This is a genomic window from Burkholderia sp. SJZ089 (genome assembly GCF_007828315.1).
GTDB classification, from domain to species: Bacteria; Pseudomonadota; Gammaproteobacteria; order Burkholderiales; family Burkholderiaceae; genus Burkholderia; species Burkholderia gladioli.
Window position 1 is genome coordinate 525,101 of record NZ_VIUM01000001.1, and the last position, 13,670, is coordinate 538,770.

The 13,670-nt window shown below is 69.2% G+C and carries 9 protein-coding genes; 5 read left to right on the forward strand and 4 right to left on the reverse strand.

The features are described from left to right. The first annotated feature begins 163 nt into the window (after positions 1 to 163). Entirely contained in the window at positions 164 to 1,330 is a 1,167-nt protein-coding gene (locus tag FB600_RS01990) for an acyltransferase family protein (RefSeq protein WP_096751337.1), read from the forward strand. A gap of 253 nt (positions 1,331 to 1,583) precedes the next feature. Continuing rightward, positions 1,584 to 2,447: a dienelactone hydrolase family protein gene (locus FB600_RS01995; RefSeq protein ID WP_145756158.1), complete on the forward strand. Its 864-nt coding sequence runs from the start codon at positions 1,584 to 1,586 to the stop codon at positions 2,445 to 2,447. A 65-nt stretch (positions 2,448 to 2,512) separates the two neighbouring features. Here FB600_RS01995 and FB600_RS02000 read toward each other — a convergent pair whose 3' ends face one another. The 3 genes from FB600_RS02000 to FB600_RS02010 all read right to left on the reverse strand — a co-directional run bounded on the left by FB600_RS02000 (position 2,513) and on the right by FB600_RS02010 (position 8,655). Next, on the reverse strand, positions 2,513 to 4,939 hold the full coding sequence (locus FB600_RS02000) for a glycosyltransferase family 4 protein (RefSeq protein WP_096751339.1): 2,427 nt from the start codon (positions 4,937 to 4,939) through the stop codon (positions 2,513 to 2,515). After that, positions 4,936 to 6,402, reverse strand: coding sequence for an oligosaccharide flippase family protein (locus FB600_RS02005; RefSeq protein ID WP_017920158.1), 1,467 nt, complete (start codon positions 6,400 to 6,402; stop codon positions 4,936 to 4,938). The genes FB600_RS02000 and FB600_RS02005 overlap by 4 nt, the downstream gene beginning before the upstream one ends. Positions 6,403 to 6,474: 72 nt before the next feature. Further along, entirely contained in the window at positions 6,475 to 8,655 is a 2,181-nt protein-coding gene (locus tag FB600_RS02010; protein WP_013690566.1) for a hypothetical protein, read from the reverse strand. A gap of 597 nt (positions 8,656 to 9,252) precedes the next feature. Here FB600_RS02010 and FB600_RS02015 point away from each other — a divergent pair. The 3 genes from FB600_RS02015 to FB600_RS02025 are packed head-to-tail and all read left to right on the forward strand — an operon-like array spanning position 9,253 to position 12,335. Then, positions 9,253 to 10,314, forward strand: a complete 1,062-nt coding sequence (locus FB600_RS02015; RefSeq protein WP_145756159.1) for an acyltransferase family protein — start codon at positions 9,253 to 9,255, stop codon at positions 10,312 to 10,314. A 31-nt stretch (positions 10,315 to 10,345) separates the two neighbouring features. Further along, entirely contained in the window at positions 10,346 to 11,389 is a 1,044-nt protein-coding gene (gmd, locus tag FB600_RS02020) for a GDP-mannose 4,6-dehydratase (protein WP_096751341.1), read from the forward strand. Next, positions 11,376 to 12,335, forward strand: a complete 960-nt coding sequence (locus tag FB600_RS02025; protein ID WP_098152680.1) for an NAD-dependent epimerase/dehydratase family protein — start codon at positions 11,376 to 11,378, stop codon at positions 12,333 to 12,335. Before gmd ends, FB600_RS02025 begins: the two co-directional genes overlap by 14 nt. Positions 12,336 to 12,414: 79 nt before the next feature. Here the strand turns inward: FB600_RS02025 and FB600_RS02030 are convergent, their stop codons facing one another. Next, the gene (locus FB600_RS02030; RefSeq protein ID WP_145756160.1) at positions 12,415 to 13,605 is read right to left on the reverse strand and encodes an O-succinylhomoserine sulfhydrylase; all 1,191 of its coding nucleotides are present in this window, start codon (positions 13,603 to 13,605) and stop codon (positions 12,415 to 12,417) included. Between the last annotated feature and the right edge of the window lie 65 nt (positions 13,606 to 13,670).

A 13,670-nucleotide genomic window follows, 5' to 3' on the forward strand; every position in this document is an offset into this window, starting at 1 on the left:
ACCTGGAACGGCGCGGGCAGCGAAACGTCTTGTTGCAATTTCATGCGGTTTTTTTTCGTTCATCGTTCGATTTCTCACGCCTTAGGATCAGGGTGCGCCAAAGGGCGAACGGCCGTTCGCCCGCCGCGCATCGTTCGCTATTTCAGGCCAAGGAAACCGACGCATGAATGCTCCCAGCGCGCCGACGCTCGCGCGGCCCGCCGCTCCCGACAACAAGGACGCGTTGATCGACGCCCTGCGCGGTTTCGCTGCGCTGCTGGTGGCCTATTTCCATTGCCGGCAGATCGTCTGGATCGGCATGCAGGCCTTCCATCGCGCCCACGGCCACGCGCTCGATCCGAACGCGCTGGCCGCCTACCTGACCTTTCCGTTCGCCTGGGGCTCGGCCGGCGTGCCGATCTTCTTCGTGATCAGCGGCTACTGCATCCACCGCAATATCGCGCTGAAGCTGGCGGCCGCGCCGGGCACCCGGCTCGACGTCGCCAACTTCTGGGCGCGCCGCTTCGCGCGCATCTACCCGGTGCTGCTCGCCGCGCTGCTGCTCACGCTCGCGCTGGACCTGGTGAGCCTGCAGTTCACGCCGGTCAGCCACAAGATCCGCGAGATCGGCTGGCAGGCCTTCCTGGTCAACCTGCTGTCGCTGCAGGGCATCGCCGGGCAGACCTACGGCTCGAACGGCGCGCTCTGGACGCTCTCGCTCGAGGTGCAGTTCTATGCCGTCTACCCGCTCTGGTTCGCGCTGCGCAAGCGGATCGGCATCATGCCGCTGGTGGCCGCGGTCGCCATCGTCAACCTGGCGTCGGCCTGGCTGTTCGAGCGCCACGACATCCAGGTGTTCACCTCCTACTGGCTGTCCTGGACGCTCGGCGCGCTGATCGCCGAGCTGCGCGCGGGCCGCGGCGCGAACCGCCTGCCCTCGCGCGGCTGGTACCTGGCGGGCGCGGCCGGCATCGCGCTCGGCTGCGCGGCCTTCCACTTCGGCCAGTACGGCGCGTTCCAGCTCTGGTCGCTCGGCTTCGCCTGCTACCTGTATGCCGCGATCGCCCGGCCGGCGCCGGCGAACGCGCTGGTGCGCGGGTTCGCCTGGTTCGGCGAATTCAGCTACTCGCTCTACCTGATCCATCTGCCGCTGTTCGTCTGCCTCGGCTCGCTGCTGTACCGCTCGCAACTGCAGACCGCGATCTGGCCGTCGTTCCTGTTCCTCGCCGCGGCGATCCCGCTGGCCTGGCTGTTCTACCGCGCCGTCGAGCGGCCCGCGATGCGCTGGTCGGCCAGCCTCAAGCCCGCGCCGAAGACGGCGCCCGCCACGGCGCCGGCGGCCGCGGCCTGAGCCGACGGCCGGACTCGACGATGCGCCGGCCCCACGACATCCCACGCCGGCCTGCCCAGGCCCCGCGCCCCTGCCGGGCGCGGCCGCGCGGCGATGCGCGCTCGGCACGGCAAGGCACGCCCCGGCTCGGCGCGCATCGCGGGCGGCCCGTCGCCAGCCGCGATCCGTCCGGCACGCGCCGGCGCGAGTCAACCGCCCGCACCTGCCCGGCGTTGTCCCCTGGAAGGATCCCGATCCAGCGAGGAGACACCCGATGCGATTGCCCATGGCGCGCTGCCTGGCCTGGCTGCTCTGTTGCGCGGCCACGGCCGCCCAGGCCCAACCACCGACCGTGCACTTCCCGTCGCTGGACGGTCCGCCGGCGACCTCGCTGAGCGCCTACCTGTTTCCCGCGCCCGGCGAGGGCCGCCACCCGGCCATGGTGTTCCTGCACGGCTGCGGGGGCCTCTACAACCACGCGGGGCGGATCGAATCGCGCGAGCGCGAATGGGCGCGGCGCCTGAACGACGCCGGCATCACGGTACTGATGGTGGACAGCCTGGGGTCACGCGATCACGGCGAGATGTGCGCGCCAGCGCATTTCGTGGCCGCGATCTACCGCGCGCGAGCCTATGACGCCTACGCGGCGCTGCGCTACCTGCAGGCGCTGCCCGAGGTGCGCGCCGACCGGGTCGGCGTGATGGGCTGGTCGCAAGGCGGCGGCACCCTGCTCAACACGATCCGCGCCACCAGCCCGGCGCGGCCCGCGAGCCTGCCCGACGGCGATTTCCGCGCGGCCGTGGCCTTCTATCCGGCCAGTTGCAACACGAAGCGGCAAGGCGGCAGCTGGGCCAGCCCGGTGCCGCTGCTGGCGCTGATCGGCGCGCGGGACGTGTGGACCCCGCTGGCGCCCTGCCAGGCGCTGATGAATTCGCTCGCCGAGGGCACCGAGGTCAGCCTGCAAGCCTACCCGAACGCCTATCACGACTTCGATTGGCCGGACATGCCGGTGCACGAGGTGCCGGCCTTCCGCACCCGCGACGGCGTGGTGCCGATCGAGGGCACCGACCCGGAAGCGCGCGCCGACGCGCAGCAGCGCGTGATGGCCTTCCTGACGGCGCGCCTGCTGGCACCCTGAAGCCCTGAACCCGGCGGCCGGCGCCGGGCAGGCGGGCACGCCGGCGTCAGGCTCGCGCGCTGGGCTCAGCGCTTCTTGCGCGCGACCTCGACCAGGATCCGCTCCACCGCCTCCACATAGCCCGCGGTACCGAAACGGCGCACCGCCGTCTCGAAGCCATTGGCCACCAGCGCCTCGCGCCGCGCGCGATCGTGGCGCAGCGAGCCGAGCGCCGCGGACAACGACGGCGCATCGCCGGGCTCGCAAAGCAGGCCGTTGACACCGTCGTCGATGATCTCGATCACGCCGCCGGCCCGCGCGGCCACCACCGGGCGCCGCGCCAGCATCCCCTCGACGATCACGCGCCCGAACGGCTCGGGCGTGATCGAGGTATGCGCGACCACGTCGACCGCCTTCATCCAGCTGGCGATATCGCGCTGGAAGCCGGCGAAGGTGACGCGCTCGCCCAGCCCGCGCTGCGCCACCAGGTCCTGCAGTTCGGCCGCGTAGTCGTCCTCGCCGAACAACGGCGCGCCGACCAGCACCACGTGCAGGTCGGGATCGCGCATCGCCGCGTCGAGCAGCAGGTGCTGCCCCTTCCAGCGCGCCAGGCGGCTGAACGAGCCGACGATCCAGGCCCGTTCCGGCAAGCCGAGCCGCGCGCGCAGGACCGCCTGCGGCAGCGCGTCGAGCGCCACGAAGGGCGCCGCGTCGATGCCGTTGAACACCACGTCGACCGATTCCTGCTCGCCGCCCGTGAGGGCCAGGTAGGCCTGCGCGGACGCATTCGAATTGGCGATCACGCGCGTGAGCCCGAGGCGCGCGCAGCGGCGGATCGCGAACAACTGCTTGGCGCCGAAATGCTCGCGGCTGACGATGTCGCGCAGGTGCCAGACCACCGGCTTGCGCGCGATGCGCCCGGCCAGCGCGCCGACCACCATGGCGCGCTGCGTATTGGCATAGATCACGTCGACCTCGCGCGCGCGGCGCACCACCTCGCGCACCAGCGAGAGCAGGCCGCCCACCGCGCGCAGCGAGGCGCCGCCCTGCTTGCGCACGCCGTCGAGCCCGCGCGACTTCAGCACCTCGACCTCGACGCCGGCCTCGGCCAGCGCGGCCTGGAACGGGCCGTCGTCGAACAGCAGCACGCTGGCGCTGCCGCGCCAGTGCGTGACGAATTCGAGCAGGGACAGCTCGGCGCCGCCGAGCACGCCGCTCTGGTCCAGCACCAGCGCGCGCACCTGGCTGGCCGCCGCGGTGCCCGCCTCGCGGGCACCGGCCCGCGCGCGGGCCTGGGCATCGGGCAGCAGGCTCTCGATCTGCTCGACCAGACGGCGCCGGAAATGCTGGGTCGCGAAACGTTCGGCATTGGCGCGGCAGACCTCGGGCCGGAACCGCGCGGGATCGGCCTCGAAGGCATCCACCGCGGCCACGATCGCCGGCACGCTCTGCTCCTCGAAGAACAAGCCGGTGGGCGTCGCATCGACGGCGCCGTCGCGCACCGTCTCGAGCGCGCCGCCCTTGCCATAGGCGATCACCGGCGTGCCGCAGGCCTGCGCCTCGACCACCGAGATGCCGAAATCCTCCTCGGCCGCGAACACGAAGGCCTTGGCGCGCCGCATGTGGTCCTGCAGCACCGGGAACGGCTGGTAGCCCAGCACCTCGACGTTCGGGCCGGCCTTGGCGCGCACCTTGGCCATGTCGGGGCCGTCGCCGATCACCACCAGGCGGCGCCCCGGCATGCGCGAGAAGGCCTCGGCGATCAGGTCGATCTTCTTGTACGGCACCATCCGCGAGGCCGTCACGTAGAAGTCCTCCTTGTCGGTCGACAGCGCGAAACCGTCGACGTCGACCGGCGGGAACACCACCGCCGCGTCGCGCTGGTAGACCTTGCGGATGCGCCGCGCGATGAAGGCCGAATTGGCGATGAAGCCGTCGACCGAGTTCGAGGTGCGGATGTCCCAGTTGCGGATGTAGTGCAGGATCAGCCGCGCCATCATCGACTTCGGGCCGCGCGTGAGCTGCGACTGCTCCAGGTACTGGTGCTGCAGGTCCCAGGCATAGCGGATCGGCGAATGCACGTAGCTGACGTGGATCTGGTCCGGCCCGGTCAGCACGCCCTTGGCCACCGCGTGGCTGCTGGAGATCACCAGGTCGTAGGCGGATACATCGAGCTGCTCGATCGCCAGCGGCATCAGCGGCAGGTAGCTGCGGTACTTGGTGCGCGCGAACGGCAGCTTCTGGATGAAGGAGGTGGTGACGGGCCGGCCGTGCAGGAAGCCGCGGTCGTCGAGGAAGTCGACCAGGCTGAACAGGTCCGCGTCGGGGAAGCAGGCGATGATCTGCTCCAGCACGCGCTCGGCGCCGGCATAGGTGACCAGCCAGTCGTGGATGATGGCCACGCGCAGCGGCCGGCCCGCTGGCTTGCCGAGCTGCCTGCCGGCGGCGGCCGCGGCCGGCTGGAGCTGGCGCGCGAAGGAAGCCGCCGAGCGTTCTACGAGTTCGCCTTTCATACGCTTTTCCCGGGAATCAGTCGCCCGATCGCACCGCGCGCGAGCGCGCGCAGGCCGGGCGTCGTCAAGAGCGACCACGCCATGTTCAGCGCGGCCACGAGTGCGCAGAGCGCGATGGCTTCCAGCAGCGTCGGGCCGGTCCAGGCCAGCGCCAGGCTGGCGAGCAGGAAGGCCAGGTGGGCCGCCATGTCGAGCAGGATCGGGCGGCGCCGCACCGAGGACAGCATCAGCAGCACGCCGTAGTCGACCAGCGCGCGCGCGGCCACCACCACCGCCGCGCCGATCAGGCCGAAGTGCGCGACGCCGAACCAGAGCGCCGCCACGAAGAACGGCAGCTGGATCACGCCGGCCAGCCCGGCGCGCGCCGGATTGACCTGCGACTGGATCAGGATCCGCACCACGCTGGCCTGGCCGACCAGCCAGATGCCGATTACCAGCACCCGGCCCACCGGCGCGGACTGCAGCGCCAGCTCGGGCCCCACCCACAGGTCGAGGAAGGGCTGCAGCGCGAAGATCGCCACGATCATGATCGGCGTGAACACGCCGTTGAGGAATTCCAGCGACTGGCGCACCAGCTTGTCGGCATGGTCGCGATCGATTGCCGACAGGCGCGGGAACAGCGTGCGCACCACCGCGTTGGGCAGCATGTTCAGGCGCGTGACGAGGTTCTGCGGCACCGTGTAGTAGGTCACGTAGCGCGCGCCGAGATGGGCGCCGAGCAGCACCCGGTCGAGCGAATCGGCCACCATGCTGGCGGTGCTGGCGATCAGCATCCAGCCGCCGAAGGTGAACAGTTCCTTCGCGGTCTGCCAGCGCGGCGGCGCCACGCGCCGGATGTTCAGCACGCGCAGGCTGGCGCGGCCCAGCAGCAGCGCCGCCACGAGGCGCGCCAGCACCGCGGCGGCCAGCACCGACTGCAGGTTCGGCGCGATCAGCCAGGCCGCGCCGAGCGGCAGCAACTGGAAAAGGAAGGTGCCGAAGGTCTGGTTGGCATTGTAGATGCCGAAGCGCTCGGCGCCGTTGATCGCGCCCGAGAACACCCAGGACACGTTGGCGATCGGGATCGCGCAGGCCAGCCACGGCAGCGCCTGGTAGACCTCGTGCTGCAGCGCCGGCGACACCTTGGTGAAGTAGGCCGTGTAGATGAAGGCGCCGAAATAGATCAGCAGGCCGCCCACGATGCCGGTGCCGAGATTGAGCCAGCAGGCGCTCCAGAACACGCGCTCGCATTGCTCGGGGTCGCCGCTGGCGAGCGCCTTGGAGATCTGGTTCTGGGCAGCCATGCTCATGCCCAGGTCGAGGATCCCGAAATAGCCGATCAGCGTCCACACCAGGCTCACCACGCCGTAGCGATCGACGCCGAGCGCGTGGATGTAGGCCGGCACCGTCACCAGCGACACGAAGGTCGGCAGGATCAGCCCGACGAAGTTCACCGCGACGTTCCTCAGCATGCGCTTATCCATGCCGCCGCCCCGGCAGGTCCCGCCCGTTCCGCTCGACTTGCTCGATCGCCATCATTGCCTCGTGTGCCTCCCTCATCGCGGCGTCCACCGATACATCATCACCTTGCCGCGCGCGTCTTCCTCCACGAAGACCAGGTACTCGCCGTTGTCGCGGCGATGCGCGCTGATCCCGAACGGCACGTCGACCCAGCCCGAGGCGCGCCCCACTTCCGGCCCCGGCTTGATCACGCCGAGCTCGCGGCCGGTGTCCTTGTCGTAGACGTGCACGATGCCGACCGGCTCGACGCCGAACAGGTAGCGGCCTTCCACGGTCAGGCCGATCAGGTTCAGGATCGGCTTGGCATCGGGCGCCCAGGGCAGCTCGACCTGGTAGCGCTTGACGGGCGTGCCGCTCGACCACTTGTCGTAGCGCACCAGCACGCGCCCCACCTCCTTGTTGATGCCGGGCTTGGGCTGCGCATCGGCGGTGTAGCCGGTCACGTAGAGCGTGTCGCCGGCCGGGTCGTAGATCGCGCGGCGCAGCTCGGTGAAGGGCTCGGGCACCGGGTAGGCGGTGAGCTTGTCGTAGGAGTAGATCGGGTTGCCGACCTTGTCGAGGCCGCCGTAGCGGAAGCGGAAGATGCCGCGCTTGTCGCTGGCGCGCCAGATGTCGCCGTTGGTATCGACCCACCAGCCCCAGCCGCCGGGCTTGGCTTTTCCGCTGGTGTTCAGCGTGAATTCGCCGTCCTCGAAATGGCCGTTGCCGTTCAGGTCGCGCCAGATCCAGTCGCCGCCCGGCGGCCGGTTCGGGATCTTGTCGACGCCGCGCGCGCGGCCCGCGAACAAGCCCGAGGGAATCGCCGTCTCGCCGTCGCGCTTTGCGTCGAAGCGGTAGATCTTCAGGTGATCGGCGTACATGTCGGTCAGGTACAGGAAGGTGTGACCGTCCAGGCGTCGCGCGGTCGGCAGGCCCGGCCACTGGTCGGTGTTGAAGACCGGATCGTCGGGATACTTGAAGCGGTTCGACAGGAAACCCGCGTATTTCCATTCGTGCCCGGCCGGCTTCGAGAAATCGAGCTCGAAGCGCTTGTTGCCGGTATAGACGCTGTTCGGGCGCGCCGGATCGATGCTCGCGCCGTCGACGAACAGCAGGCCGTCAACCTGCCAGCGCAGCTTGCCGCCGCCGTCGTAGCTGGCCAGCGTGGCGCCGAGCCCGGCGCCGATGGTTCCCTGCTTCGGGCCGATGCCGTTCATCGACACATAGATGTTGCCGTCGCGATCGGCGCCGACGCCGGTCAGGCCGTTGAAGCGGCCCGGGCCGGGACGGCCCGCCACGCCGGAGAAGATCCCGCCGCGCTCGCCCAGCGGCGTGGCCGGCACGTATTTGTCGCCCTGCTTCGCGTAGATCAGGATCTGCTGGCGCGGGCCGTTGTCGGCCACCAGCACGCGCGATTTCGCGTCGACGGCCACGTCCACCGCCTCGCTGTCGGCCGGCAGGGCCGGTGCGTCGTCGATCGGGCGGCCGTCGGCGCGCACGTGCAGCAGCTTCGCCGGGCCTGTCAGCGTCTTGGAGAGCAGCCACAGCGTGCCGTCGGCGGCCAGCGCGATGCGGCCCGGCTCGGGGGCGCTGAACGAGGACAGCTTGTCCATCGTCTCGGCGTCGTAGACATCCACGCTGTCGTGATTCGGATCGGTGGCGTAGAGCCGCTTCATCGAGGCCGCCAGGCCGCCCACTTCGTCGCGCGTGCCGGTCGGCACGTCGTTGACCTTCAGGAAACTGGCCGCCATCTTCGCGCGCGAGTCGCCCGCGGTGGCCGCGCGGAACGGCGCGGGCTGGCGCATGTCGCCGATCGCTCGACGCGAGATGCCCCACCACTGGCGTCCCTTCTCCGGCCAGATGCCGGGGCTCACCAGCCGCCCCTTCTCGTTGCCCACGCCGATCGCGACATAGGCATAGCGATCGTTGACGGCGATCGCGCTGCCGCCGGCATTGCCCCAGCCGTGCGTGCCGCCCGCGAAGCCGAGCATCTTGCCGTCCTGGTAGACGCTGGCCTCGGCGCCGCTCTCGTCCCAGGGCGCGTTCGTATAGACCTTGCCTTGCGGCGTCACGGCGATCGCGCGGATATCGATCTGCGTCCAGCTGCCGTCGCCGTAACCATAGGTATTGCCGATCCACGAGGTGGTGGCATCGAGCACGGTTTCGGCCGGCGCGCGGCCCGGCAGGCAGACGAAGGAAATCAGGACGGCGAGGACGATCAGTAGCGGACGTCGCAATGCGGCTCTCCGGAATGGGCTGGCGGGCCGTGATGAACGGCGCTTCCGTGCCCGCGGGGAGGGGGTGGCGCGAATCAGGTGAATGCCCGGCGCGGCACCTGCCGAGCACCGCCATGCACCTCGATGCGGCACCGCGTCAGGCCTGCCCGCAGGTACGGTGCGACGCAGGTTACAAGCGAAAATAATCACAAGAAAATCCGAATAATTTCCGCGGCGCCGTAAATGTTTCAATCTCTCATTGACCGCGGCGGGATTCGGTATTTACGAGTCGAGTTCGATGCGGCGCGGCAAGATCGACCGGGCATTCATGCATCGCGTCGTAACATGTACCGGGCACGCAGCACGCTGTACCGGGGATCGGAAGGCGCGCCGCTGTTTTATTCAGCAGTACCGGATGATGCAGGGATCCATTCCACAAAAAAATCGTTCAGCCATCCGCAATGGCTCGATGGATTTTTTGCCGATTTCTTTTCCCTAGAATTCGGCTCGAATCGACCCGCAAACTTTTACCGACGAAAAGCTTGCGCGTTTCGGCGCTCCGGCCACGGCACATGGAGAGCCGGCGCAGGCGCCGTCGGGCTCGCCCTTCCGGACACGATGACGATCGACACCCCCGCTTCCGCGCCCTCGCCCCATTCCGGCCGTATCGTCCAGCTCGACGGCCTGCGCGCCATCGCCGTGATGGCCGTGTTCCTGCAGCATGCGCTCAAGGCACCGCTCTGGATGGGCGTGGACCTGTTCTTCGTGCTGAGCGGCCTGCTGATCACCGGCATCCTGCTCGACCGCAAGGCGCGCGGGCTGCCCCTGTTCCGCCATTTCTACGTGCGCCGCGCGCGCCGCATCCTGCCGCCCTACGCGCTGCTGCTGGTGGTCTCCACCCTGTTGTTCGGCGCCGGCTGGCTCGCGCACTGGCCCTGGTACGCGTTCTTCTCGACCAATATCGGCTTGTCGCTGGGCAGCATCGGCCACGAGAGCCTCAACGTGCTGTGGTCGCTGGCCGTGGAGGAGCAGTTCTACATCTTCTGGCCCTTCGTGGTGCTGCTGTGCCCCGAGCGGGCGCTGGCCTGGGTGGCCGCCGCCCTGGTGGTCGCGGCGCCGCTGCTGCGAGCGATCGCCACGCCCTGGTTCGATTCGTTCTGGCCGATCTACTACCTCACACCGTTCCGCATGGACCTGCTGGCGGCCGGCGCGCTGCTGGCCGTGCTGCTGCGCCGCGACCGCCGCGCGCTCGAGCCCTATACCGGCCTGGCGGTGGCCGGCGCCTGCATCGCGCTGGCGCTGCTGGCCTGGCTGCATCTGTCCAACCCGCGTTTTCGCGCCGCCAATACGCCGCTCTCGAATGCCGCCCTCTACAGCATCTCGCTGCTGCTCTGCACCTCGATCGTGGTGATCGCGCTGCGCGGCCGCGGCCTGGTGCAGCGCGTGCTGACGCATCCGGTGCTGATCTATGTGGGCACCATCAGCTACACGGTCTACCTGGTCCACCTCAGCGTGCTCTATGCGCTCTGGCCCTGGCACCTGAACCGCTACCTGACGGCCGTGCTCGCGCTCGCGATCACGCTCGCCTACGCCAGCTTCACCTGGTTCGCGTTCGAACGGCGGCTCACGCGCGGTCCCACGCGGCCGGTGATCGTCGCGACGCCGCGCCCGACCGCCTGACTCCCTTCACTCGTTCATTCCGGAAACATTCATGAGCCAAGCACGTACCGCCATCGTCACGGGTATCACCGGCCAGGACGGCGCCTATCTGACGAAACTGCTGCTCGACAAGGGCTATCGCGTGACCGGCACCTATCGGCGCACCAGTTCCACCAACTTCTGGCGCATCGCCGAACTCGGGGTCGAACAGCACCCGAACCTGAGCCTGGCCGAGCACGACCTGACCGATCTCGGCTCGACCCTGCGCCTGCTCGAACGCACGCGTCCGGACGAGCTGTACAACCTGGCCGCGCAGAGCTTCGTCGGCGTATCTTTCGACCAGCCGATCACCACCGCCGAGGTCACCGGCATCGGCGCGCTGAACCTGCTCGAGGCGATCCGCATCGTCAGCCCGAAGACGCGCTTCTACCAGGCTTCGACCTCGGAGATGTTCGGCAAGGTGCAGGCGATCCCGCAAGTCGAGTCGACGCCCTTCTATCCGCGCAGCCCCTATGGCGTGGCCAAGCTCTACGCGCACTGGATGACGGTCAACTACCGAGAGTCCTATGGCCTGTTCGGCTCCAGCGGCATCCTGTTCAACCACGAATCGCCGCTGCGCGGCCGGGAGTTCGTCACGCGCAAGATCACCGACACGGTCGCCAAGATCAAGCTCGGCAAGGCGCCGCGTCTCGAACTCGGCAATCTCGACGCGAAACGCGACTGGGGCTTCGCCCAGGAATACGTGGAAGGCATGTGGCGCATGCTGCAGGCCGACGAGCCCGATACCTTCGTGCTGGCCACCAATCGCACCGAGACGGTTCGCGACTTCGTGCGGATGGCCTTCGCCGCGGCCGGCTACCAGCTCGAATGGACCGGCAAGGACGAGCAGGAACGCGGGCTCGACGCCGCCACCGGCAAGGTGCTGGTGCAGATCAATCCGCGCTTCTACCGGCCGGCCGAGGTGGACCTGCTGATCGGCTGCGCCGACAAGGCGCAGGAGAAGCTGGGCTGGCAGCCGCGAACGACGCTCGAGCAGTTGTGCCATATGATGGTGGAGGCCGACATCACGCGTAACCAACACCATGACACCTTCTGATTCACCGGGCCGCCGCCGCGCGCTCGTCACCGGCCTGGCCGGCTTCACCGGCCGCTACGTGGCCGAGGCGCTGGAGGCGGCCGGCTACGAGGTCTGGGGCACGGTCTCGCCCGCGGCCGCGCCGCCGGCCGATCCCGCGCTGGCGGATGCCAGGCTGCTGCAGGCCGACCTGCTCGATCCCGCCGCGCTGCGCGAGGCGGTGGCCGAGGCGCGGCCCGACGCTGTGATCCATCTCGCCGCGCTGGCGCACGTGGCCGACAGCGACCCGAGCGATCTTTACCTGGTCAACGTGGTCGGCACGCGCAACCTGCTGGCCGCGCTCGATACGCTCGATGCCAGGCCGCGCTGCGTGCTGCTGGCGAGCAGCGCGAACATCTACGGCAACGCGCGCGTCGAATCGATCGACGAGAGCGTGCCGCCCGAGCCCGCCAACGACTACGCCGTCAGCAAGCTGGCGATGGAGTACGCGGCGCGGCTGTGGTCGGAACGCCTGCCGATCGTGATCGCGCGGCCCTTCAACTACACCGGCGTGGGCCAGCGCGAGAACTTCCTGTTGCCCAAGCTGGTGGCCCATTACGCGAGCCATGCGCCGCGTATCTCGCTCGGCAATCTCGACGTCAGCCGCGATTTCTCCGACGTGCGCGACGTGGCCGCCGCCTATGTGCGGCTGGTCGAGGCCGCGCCGATCGGCGAGACCTTCAATGTCTGCTCGGAACGCGCCTGTTCGCTCAAGGAAGTGCTGGCGATGCTGGCGCGCATCGCCGGCTACGTGATCGACGTGACGGTGGATCCGCGCTTCGTGCGCGGCAACGAGGTGAAGATCCTGAAGGGTTCGCGCGCGAAGCTGCGCGAGCGCATCGGCGAGCTGCCGGTCACGCCGCTGGAGGAGACGCTGCGCTGGATGATGGAAGCGGCGCGCGCCGCCGAGGGCGCGGCCTCGGCCTGACCCGCGGCCAGACGAGGCGACGAGAAACGGGGCCGGGTTTACGCACCGGCCCCGCTCGATTCGATCACGCCCGGTTCGTTCAGCTATCCAGCCCGCGCGCCAGGTCGCGGCGCAGGTCCTCGGCGCTCTCCAGCCCGACCGCGAGCCGGATCAGGCCTTCGGAAATCCCCGCCGCCGCGCGCGCCTCGGGCGTGATGCGCGAGTGCGTGGTGGTGGCCGGGTGGGTGATGGTGGTGCGCGTATCGCCCAGGTTGGCCGTGATCGACGCCACGCGGGTATTGTCGATCACGCGCCAGGCATTGGCGCGCTGCGCCTCGGGCGTGTCCCCCTTGAGCTCGAACGAGACCACCGCCCCGCCCGCCTTCTGTTGGCGCTTGGCGATCTCGTACTGCGGATGCGACGCCAGCCCGGGGTAGAGCACGCGCTTGACGGCCGGATGCTGCTCCAGCCAGCGCGCGATCTCCAGCGCGTTCGCCGATTGCCGCTCGACGCGCAACGACAGCGTTTCCATGCCCTTGAGCAGCACCCAGGCGTTGAAGGCCGACAGGGTCGGCCCGGCGCTGCGCACGAACGGGAATACCTTGCCCGTGATGAATTCCTTCGAGCCCACCAGCGCGCCGCCCAGCACGCGGCCCTGGCCGTCGAGGAACTTGGTGGCCGAGTGCATCACCACGTCGGCGCCGAGCTTGAGCGGCTGCTGCAGCGCCGGGCTGCAGAAACAGTTGTCGACCACGAACAGCGCCTTCGCCTCCTTGGCGACGGTCGCGATCGCGGCGATATCGGCCAGCTCGGTGAGCGGGTTCGAGGGCGTCTCCAGGAAGAACATCTTGGTCTCGGGGCGCACCGCCTCGCGCCAGGCATTCAGGTCGGTCGGATCGACGAAGGTGGTCGTGATGCCGAACTTGCTGAAGATCTGCGAGAACATGCCCAGCGTCGAGCCGAACAGGCTGCGCGAGCTGACCAGGTGGTCGCCCGCCTGCAGCGCCGACATCACCACCGACATGATCGCCGCCATCCCCGAAGCCGTCGCGATGCAGGCCTCGCCGCCCTCCAGCGCCGCCAGGCGATCCTGAAACATCGTCACGGTGGGGTTGGTGAAGCGCGAATACGTGTAGTTGTCCTCGGAGTTCGCGAAACGCGTGGCGGCGTCCTGGGCGCTCGTGAAGCAGAAGCTGGAGGTCAGGAACAGCGCTTCCGAGTGTTCGTTGTATTCGCTGCGCAGCGTGCCCGCGCGCACCGCGAGGGTTTCGAGGCTGAGAGAGTCGTCCATGTCTGGTTTATCCGGGTTCCTGCGCGCCGCGTCAGGGGCGCGCCACTGAAGGCCGCAAGGCCAAC

Coding starts and splice junctions, on each gene's coding strand:
- FB600_RS01990 (WP_096751337.1), top strand. CDS start 164: ATGAATGCTCCCAGCGCGCCGACGCTCGCGCGGCCCGCCGCTCCCGAC.
- FB600_RS01995 (WP_145756158.1), top strand. CDS start 1,584: ATGCGATTGCCCATGGCGCGCTGCCTGGCCTGGCTGCTCTGTTGCGCG.
- FB600_RS02000 (WP_096751339.1), bottom strand. CDS start 4,939: ATGAAAGGCGAACTCGTAGAACGCTCGGCGGCTTCCTTCGCGCGCCAG.
- FB600_RS02005 (WP_017920158.1), bottom strand. CDS start 6,402: ATGGATAAGCGCATGCTGAGGAACGTCGCGGTGAACTTCGTCGGGCTG.
- FB600_RS02015 (WP_145756159.1), top strand. CDS start 9,253: ATGACGATCGACACCCCCGCTTCCGCGCCCTCGCCCCATTCCGGCCGT.
- gmd (WP_096751341.1), top strand. CDS start 10,346: ATGAGCCAAGCACGTACCGCCATCGTCACGGGTATCACCGGCCAGGAC.
- FB600_RS02025 (WP_098152680.1), top strand. CDS start 11,376: ATGACACCTTCTGATTCACCGGGCCGCCGCCGCGCGCTCGTCACCGGC.
- FB600_RS02030 (WP_145756160.1), bottom strand. CDS start 13,605: ATGGACGACTCTCTCAGCCTCGAAACCCTCGCGGTGCGCGCGGGCACG.